The following is an 8310-nucleotide window of genomic DNA, read 5'->3' on the forward strand; positions in this document are numbered from 1 at the left end:
CTCACCCGAGCCCCCGTATGCGCACCGGGTGGGACGGCTCCCGCACGCCGTCCTCCCCGTCCCGCGTGACCACCACCCGACGCCCCTGCCGGCGGGCGACGTAGCGTTCGATCTCCGGTTCGTCCCAGCCGTCGCCCGCGTCCGGCACCACCAGCCCCCCGCCTGTCCTGCCGCGGGCCGGCGCCCACACCTCCAGCTCAAGCCCGCCGTCCGCGCCCCGCACGGGCACGACGCCACCCGCGCGCGCGAACACCGGAATCCGCGACAGCGGGGCCTCGACGAGCACCTGCGCGGGACCCTCGTAGGCCCGCTCGGTGACCGTGTCGTACCAGCGCCCGCGCGGCAGCTGCACGGCACGCCGATCGGCGCCCGGGTCAAGCACCGGCGCCACCAGCAGACAGTCGCCCAGCAAGAACGCGTCCTCACAGTCGCGCAGCGCCCGGTCCTCGGGCGCACCCCACCACACAGGACGCACATAGGGCGCACCCGTACGCCGGGCCAGATGCGCGAGCGTCACGAAGTACGGCAGCAGACGCCGGCGCTCCAGCAGCGCCACACGCGCGTGCTCCAGCACCTCGGCACCGAACTCCCACGGCTCCCTGCGGCCCGCCCGCAGACCCGCATGGGTGCGGAACAGCGGCAGGTACGCGCCGAGCTGGAACCAGCGCAGAAACAGCTCAGGCGACGGGGTGCCGTCAAAACCGCCCACGTCCGGCCCCGAGTACGGCACCCCGCACAGCCCGAGGCCCAGCACCAGGGACAGGGACGCCCGCAGCCCCGGCCAGCCGGTGGCCACGTCCCCGGACCACGTGCCCCCGTAGCGCTGCATTCCGGCCCAGCCTGAGCGCGAGAACAGGAACGGCCGCTCCCGGGGGCTCAGCTCGCGCAGCCCCTCGTGGGCCGCGTCGGCCATGCACAACGCGTACACATTGTGCGCCTGCCGGTGGTCGCCGTCGCGGCCCTCCAGGCAGTGCCGGGCCGAGCGCGGCAGCGTCGACTCCCCGAAGGCGGTGAACGACGTCGGCTCATTCATGTCGTGCCAGAAGCCGGCGAAGCCCTGAGCCAGCCGCTCCTCGTACAGCCCGCCCCACCACTTGCGCACGCGCGCGTGCGTGAAATCCGGATAGACCGACTCGCCCGGCCACGACACGCCCCGCACCAGCTGTCCCGACGGGCCCCGGACAAAGGCGTCCACGGCCGTCCCGCCGTCGTACACGGCGTTGCCCGCGGCGGCCTTCACCCCCGGGTCGACGACGGACACCAGCCGCACCCCCTCGCGCCGCAGGTCCTCGGCGAGCGCCGGCAGCTTCGGGAAGCGCTCCTGGTCGACCGTGAACACCTGGTGCTCGTCGTAGTGGTCGATGTCCAGGTGAACGGCGTCCAGCGGCAGCCCACGCTCCCGATAGCCCGCGACGATCCGCCGCACCTCCTGTTCACTGCCGAATCCCCAGCGCGCGTGATGGTGCCCGAGCGCCCAGGCCGGCGGCAGCGCGGGCGCACCCGTCAGCGAGGCCCACGCGTGCAGCACGCGCGCGGGGGTGCCCACCACCACCCAGCAGCGCAGCGGGCCGCCGTCCATCCGCAGCTCGCACCTCCCGGCCCGGTCATGGCCGGAGCCGGCGCCTTCCTCGCCCTCCCGCAGCGTCACCGTCCCGTCCCACGAACTGTCGTGGAACACCAGATGCGTCGACGCGTCGGCGACCACCACCTGCACCGGCATGGTGATGTACAGCGGATCGTCGCCCCGGGAGAAGGCACGGCCGGGATCGGTGTTCCACAGCCGGTACGTCCCGTCGCGCAGCCGGGGCCCGGACGCGCGCCCGCCCAGACCGAAGAACCGCGCGTCGGCGGCCACCTCCGAACGCTGCATCCAGCGTGCCGGGCCCCCGCCCACCGGCTCCCACCACCGCGGCGGCAGATCACGGCGCAGCATGACGCCTCCGGGCGTGCACACCTCGATCGCCCCGTGCCGGGAGACCACCACCGTCACCCGCTCCGCGACGACCCGCCAGCCGCCGTCCGTGTCCGGCTCCAGCACGGCCCGCGGGTCCGGCTCGGGACAGCGCCCCGCGAGCGCGTACGACGGCTCGGGACCCGCCCCGTCCCAGCCCCAGAAGACGGCCCCGGTCACGGCGACGGTGATCCGCAACTCGGACCGAGTGAACCGGATGACACCGCCCCCTGGCCCGGGCTGCGCACCCAGCACAGGACCGGGCACCCGCGCACGCTCCGCGCCCCGCGGCGGCAACCCGACCGCGTCGGCACGCCTCCTGCGCCACGCCGCCCGCACGGTACGCAACCCCTGAGCCGCGCTCACCGAACCGACCACTCTCACCGAACGCACCAGGTCACGACCGTCCATGCTGCTCACCCTGCCATCGAGCGCCCCACCCGTGCGTGTCGTTCAACTGCCGTTCACCAGTGCTGGGACCACACCTTTACGACACGGACTATGTGGGGCGCACCCTGGTGCAGAAGTCGATCACATGGCATCGTCCGTGTCAGCCCTGTCACGCGCACAATGCACCCGTGCGCGAGCGACGCACACGACGCGTACAGCCCGGGAGCCGCCCCATGTCGACCGCGAACCCCCTGCCGCTCTGGCAGCCACAGCCGGAACGGATCGCCCAGGCACGCATCACCGCGTTCCAGTCCTGGGCGGCCGAACGGCACGGCGCCCCGGCCGAGGGCGGCTATCCCGCACTGCACCGCTGGTCCGTGGAACAGCTGGACACCTTCTGGAAAGCCGTCGCGGAGTGGTTCGACGTACGCTTCTCCACGCCCTACGCGCGCGTGCTCGGTGACCGCTCGATGCCCGGCGCACAGTGGTTCCCCGGGGCGACCCTGAACTACGCCGAGCACGCCCTGCGCGCCGCCACGGCACGCGCGGACGAACCCGCGCTCCTGCACGTGGACGAGACCCACGAGCCACGCCCGGTCAGCTGGACCGAACTGCGCCGGCAGGTCGGCTCCCTCGCCGCCGAGCTGCGCGCCCTCGGCGTACGCCCGGGCGACCGTGTCAGCGGCTACCTCCCGAACATCCCGCAGGCCGTCGTCGCACTCCTCGCCACGGCCGCCGTCGGCGCCGTCTGGACCTCCTGCGCCCCCGACTTCGGCGCACGCAGCGTCCTCGACCGCTTCCAACAGGTCGAACCGGTCGTCCTGTTCACCGTCGACGGCTACCGCTACGGCGGCAAGGAACACGACCGCCGCGAGGCCGTGGCCGAACTGCGCCGCGACCTGCCCACGCTGCGCGCCGTCGTCCACATCCCGCTCCTCGGCACCGACGCACCCGACGGCGCCCTGGACTGGTCGGCGCTGACCTCGGCCGACGTGGAACCCGTCTTCGAACAGGTCCCCTTCGACCACCCCCTGTGGGTGCTGTACTCCTCCGGTACGACCGGCCTGCCCAAGGCCATCGTCCAGTCCCAGGGCGGCATCCTCGTCGAGCACCTGAAACAGCTCGGCCTGCACTGCGACCTGGGTCCCGAGGACCGCTTCTTCTGGTACACCTCGACCGGCTGGATGATGTGGAACTTCCTCGTCTCCGGCCTGCTCACCGGCACCACGATCGTGCTGTACGACGGCAGCCCCGGACACCCGGACACCGGCGCCCAGTGGCGGATCGCCGAACGCACCGGCGCAACCCTCTACGGCACGTCCGCCGCATACGTCATGGCCTGCCGCAAGGCCGGCGTGCACCCCGCGCGCGACTTCGACCTCTCCCGGGTGCGGTGCGTCGCGACCACCGGGTCACCCCTGCCCCCCGACGGGTTCCGCTGGCTGCACGACGAGGTCCGCGACGACCTGTGGATCGCCTCCGTCAGCGGCGGCACGGACGTGTGCTCCTGCTTCGCCGGAGCCGTGCCGACGCTGCCCGTCTACACCGGCGAGCTCCAGGCCCCCGGCCTCGGCACCGACCTGCAGTCCTGGGACGCCGGCGGCAAGCCCCTCATCGACGAGGTGGGCGAACTGGTGGTCACCAGCCCCATGCCGTCGATGCCGATCCGCTTCTGGAACGACCCCGACGGCAGCCGCTACCACGACAGCTACTTCGACACCTACCCGGGAGTCTGGCGCCACGGCGACTGGATCACCGTCACCTCGCGCGGCACCGTCGTCATCCACGGCCGATCCGACTCCACGCTGAACCGCCAGGGCGTCCGCATGGGCTCCGCCGACATCTACGAGGTCGTCGAACGCCTCCCCGACATCAAGGAATCCCTGGTCATCGGCATCGAGCAGCCCGACGGGGGCTACTGGATGCCGCTGTTCGTGCACCTGGCCCCGGGCGCCGTCCTCGACGACGGCCTCCGCGACCGCGTCAAGCGGGCCATCCGGGAACAGCTCTCACCGCGCCACGTCCCCGACGAGATCATCGAAGTCCCCGGCGTGCCGCACACACTCACCGGAAAGCGCATCGAGGTCCCGGTCAAGCGCCTCCTGCAGGGCACGCCCCTGGAAAGAGCCGTCAACCCCGGCTCCGTCGACAACCTCGATCTGCTGAAGTTCTACGCGGCCCTGGCACACGATCGCGGTTGACCGATCGACGGAAAACCAGACAAAACCACTGGCGCCCCCTCCCATTCCGTCCCATCCCCTGACCGGACCCGCCTCGCGCAGGCCCCCCGACACCGGCCCCGACGCTCGCCGAGCGCACCCGCGACATCGACCCCGGCCCGTTGTCAGTGCAGCCGATTACTGTGAGTGAGCATTGATCGACCGCACACAGGGGGAATCATGGCGCACACCGACCACCAGACCATGCGACGCGTCCTGCGCCGCGAGATCGCCGGCACCCTCGGCCTGCTGACCGACGAGCAGGACTTCCGGGCCATGCGGCGCTACCGCACCTTCGCCTTCGACGACCACACCGCCTACCTGCAACAGGTGGAAGCGCTCCTCAGGATCCGCGCCGCCCACGGCAACCTCACCACGGTCGCCCTGTTCGACCCCGAGGAATACGCCCGGTTCTGCGCGGACACCGGCCTGGAACCGGACGCTCCCGCGAGCCGCGCACGCTTCACCGCGGAACTCGCCGCGACGGGCGCCACCGTCCCCTACGAGGGACAGGACCTCACCGACCTCGTGCCCTCGCTCGTCGACGCCGCGGTCCGGCAGGCCACCTGGGAATACGCCAGCACCGTCCTGGCCCGCCTCGGCCCCTGCGCCGTCTGCGGAGAAGACATCGGACGCGCGGCCTTCACCCGCGCCTCGGCCCTCCTCGTCCGCATCCTCGACACGGCCCCACCCGGCGACCACCACCTCGTCTGCAGCGTCTCCCGCACCACGGAAACCCTCGTGTCCGTCCTCCACGCGGACCAGGACACGGCAGGCGCCACACAACTGGACGAGACAGAGGCCCTGGAATTCACCACGGTCCTGGCCCTGGGCATCGCCACACCAAGCCCCGGCGGGCTCGTCATGCGCACCAGCGCCCGCGGCAGTGCCGACCGCGTCTACGGCTGGCGGATCCGGCACAACGGCCTCGAACCCCTCACCGCCGGAGAAGTCTTCGACGCCTACTGCACCGACGTGGAATCGGGCGACCTGATCTCCCCCGAATCAGGAGTCGACTACAGCGCGCCTCCCGACCTCGGAGACGACGACAGCACACCGGGCCACCACCACTGAACGCACCAGGGGCGCCCCGCGAGCGGAGCGCCCCTGGACAACCACCGACGACCAGCCGGGCGGACGCACTACTCCCCGGACAGCACCGCCTGGGCCGCGGCGCGCGCCTCCTCGGCGCTGTCCGTCGCCCGAGCCGCCGACGCGGCCCGCTCGCACTGGGCCAGCGTGTACTTCGCCAGCGTCGCGCGGACATAGGGAATGGACGCCGCACCCATGGAGAGCGAGGTGACCCCGAGACCCGTCAGCACACAGGCCAAAAGCGGGTCCGACGCGGCCTCACCGCACACCCCGCAGCTCTTGCCCTCGGCCCTGGCCGCTTCCGCCGACAGCGCGACCAGGTCGAGCAGCGCGGGCTGCCACGGATCCTGCAACCGGGACACCGCCCCCACCTGACGGTCCGCGGCGAACGTGTACTGCGCGAGGTCGTTGGTCCCCAGCGACAGGAACTCGACCTCCTGAAGGATCGAACGAGCCCGCAGCGCGGCCGAGGGGATCTCCACCATGGCGCCGAACTTCGCCTGCAGTCCCGCCTCACGGCACGCGTCCGCGAACGCCCTGGCGTCGGCACGGTCGGCCACCATCGGAGCCATCACTTCGAGATGGACCGGCAGTCCCTCGGCGGCCCCGGCCAGCGCGGTCAGCTGCGTCCGCAGGATCTCCGGGTGGTCGAGCAGCGTCCGCAGACCTCGCACACCCAGCGCCGGGTTCGGCTCGTCGGACGGCGTGAGGAAGTCCAGCGGCTTGTCCGCGCCCGCGTCGAGCACCCGTACGACCACCCGGCCCTCCGGGAATGCCTCCAGCACCTGGCGGTAGGCCGCGGCCTGCTTCTCCTCGGAAGGCGCGGTCTTGCTGTCGTCGAGGAAAAGGAACTCGGTACGGAAGAGACCGACGCCCTCCGCACCCGCCTCCACGGCCGCCTGCACATCCGCAGGACCGCCGATGTTCGCCAGCAGAGGGACCTTGTGCCCGTCGGCCGTGGCACCCGGCCCGGTCGAGGCGGCCAGCGCGGCCCTGCGCGCCGCGGCCGCGGCCTCCAGCTGCGCCTTCTTCTCCTCGCTCGGGTTCACGAAGATATCGCCGGTGCTTCCGTCGACCGCGATCAGCGTGCCCTCGGCAAGCTCGCCGGCACCCGGCAACGCGACCACGGCCGGGACGCCGAGCGCCCGCGCGAGAATCGCGCTGTGACTGGTCGGCCCGCCCTCCTCGGTGACGAAACCGAGCACGAGGGCCGGGTCCAGCAGCGCCGTGTCGGCCGGCGCAAGATCGCGGGCGACCAGCACATACGGCTCGTCGCTGTCCGGGACACCCGGCATGGGCACCCCGAGCAGCCGGGCGACGATACGATTCCGCACGTCATCGAGGTCGGCCACCCGACCCGCGAGGTACTCACCGGCACCGGCCAGCAGCTCACGGTATGCGGCGAAGGCGTCATAGACGGCGCGCTCAGCCGTGCTGCCGACGGTGATACGGCGCTCCACATCCGCCATCAGCTCGGGGTCCTGGGCCATCATGGCCTGCGCCTCAAGCACCGCCTGGGCCTCGCCCCCCGCCAGGTTGCCGCGCGCTATCAAGTCGGCTGCCACAGCTTCCACGGCCTGACGGGCGCGCCCCTGTTCGCGCTCCGCCTCCTGCGCGGGAATCTGCTTGGCCGGTGGCTCCAGCACCGCCGTACCCATGTGCCGAACCTCGCCGATCGCCACACCGTGGCTCACGCCGACGCCTCGCAGCGTTGTCTCCATCTCACCCGTCTCCGATAGTGCGGCGGGCTCCGCCGCCGCGGTGGTTGTCCAACCCGCCGTCACCCGCCGGCGGCGTCACTTCCAGTCGAAGAGACTGTCGCCGGCCTTCACATCGCCGTCCTCACGCAGGTCGGCGAGGGAGTCGGCCGTGGCCTCCAGCGCCACGACCGGGCAGATCGGGGACTTCCCGGCCGACTCGACGGCGGCGGGGTTCCAGCGCACGACGGCCTGCCCGCGCGTCACGGTGTCGCCCTTGTTGACAAGCAGCTCGAAGCCCTCCCCGTTGAGCTGCACGGTGTCGATACCCAGGTGCGTCAGCACGCCGTGCCCCTGCTCGTCCACGACGACGAAGGCGTGCGGGTGCAGCGAGACGATGACACCTTCCACGGGAGCGACGGCCTCGCAGGGCTCGCGCACGGGGTCGACCGCGGTGCCCGGTCCCACCATGGCCCCGGAGAAGACCGGATCGGGCACGGACGCAAGGCCGATGGCGCGTCCTGCCAGAGGGGACAACACGGTGGTCATGGGAAGCCTCCCAGGGGTGGAGATCACTGATGGGCCGTCACTGCCGGTCCGGGACGGTGCACTGAGCAGCAGCGTATGTCATGGGAAGTGCGGGTTCCGCATGAAAGTTACCGGGCCGGTGGTCTAGGCCAGCAACGTAATGGATTTGCGTGCGCTTCACGGCCCCCTGTACAGTCGTACCCCTGCTTGAGACCGAGGACGCCATCGGCGCTCCTCGCTCGGCAGAGCCCATACTCGTCAGATCCTATCCCCGGGATCTCCTTCTGCATGCCCGCAGGAGGGTGGTCAGGGAGACGGAAAAACACTGATAGAGTCTGGAACACCGAAGGGAAGCGCCCGGAGGAAAGCCCGAGAGGGTGAGTACGAAGGAAGTGTCCGTTCCTTGAGAACTCAACAGCGTGCCAAAAGTCAA

General features: G+C 71.5%; 5 protein-coding genes. 2 read left to right on the top strand and 3 right to left on the bottom strand.

Annotation, left to right across the window (positions count from 1 at the left end):
- Nucleotide 1: 1 nt before the first annotated feature.
- The gene (locus AC27LF_RS43045) at nucleotides 2-2362 is read right to left on the bottom strand and encodes a glycoside hydrolase family 31 protein (protein ID WP_479661931.1); all 2361 of its coding nucleotides are present in this window, start codon (nucleotides 2360-2362) and stop codon (nucleotides 2-4) included.
- A 212-nt stretch (nucleotides 2363-2574) separates the two neighbouring features.
- On the opposite strand from AC27LF_RS43045, the gene AC27LF_RS43050 reads away from it, so the two are divergent.
- On the top strand, nucleotides 2575-4542 hold the full coding sequence (locus tag AC27LF_RS43050; protein WP_479661932.1) for an acetoacetate--CoA ligase: 1968 nt from the start codon (nucleotides 2575-2577) through the stop codon (nucleotides 4540-4542).
- A gap of 198 nt (nucleotides 4543-4740) precedes the next feature.
- Nucleotides 4741-5634, top strand: a complete 894-nt coding sequence (locus AC27LF_RS43055; protein ID WP_479661933.1) for a hypothetical protein — start codon at nucleotides 4741-4743, stop codon at nucleotides 5632-5634.
- Between the two features lie 68 nt (nucleotides 5635-5702).
- On the opposite strand, the gene ptsP is transcribed toward AC27LF_RS43055, so the two are convergent.
- Together ptsP and AC27LF_RS43065 are read right to left on the bottom strand one after the other, a co-directional pair.
- Nucleotides 5703-7373: a phosphoenolpyruvate--protein phosphotransferase gene (gene ptsP, locus AC27LF_RS43060; RefSeq protein WP_479661934.1), complete on the bottom strand. Its 1671-nt coding sequence runs from the start codon at nucleotides 7371-7373 to the stop codon at nucleotides 5703-5705.
- A 75-nt stretch (nucleotides 7374-7448) separates the two neighbouring features.
- Entirely contained in the window at nucleotides 7449-7898 is a 450-nt protein-coding gene (locus AC27LF_RS43065; protein ID WP_479661935.1) for a PTS sugar transporter subunit IIA, read from the bottom strand.
- Nucleotides 7899-8310 lie beyond the last annotated feature (412 nt).

The organism is Streptomyces diversicolor, from assembly GCF_057537855.1.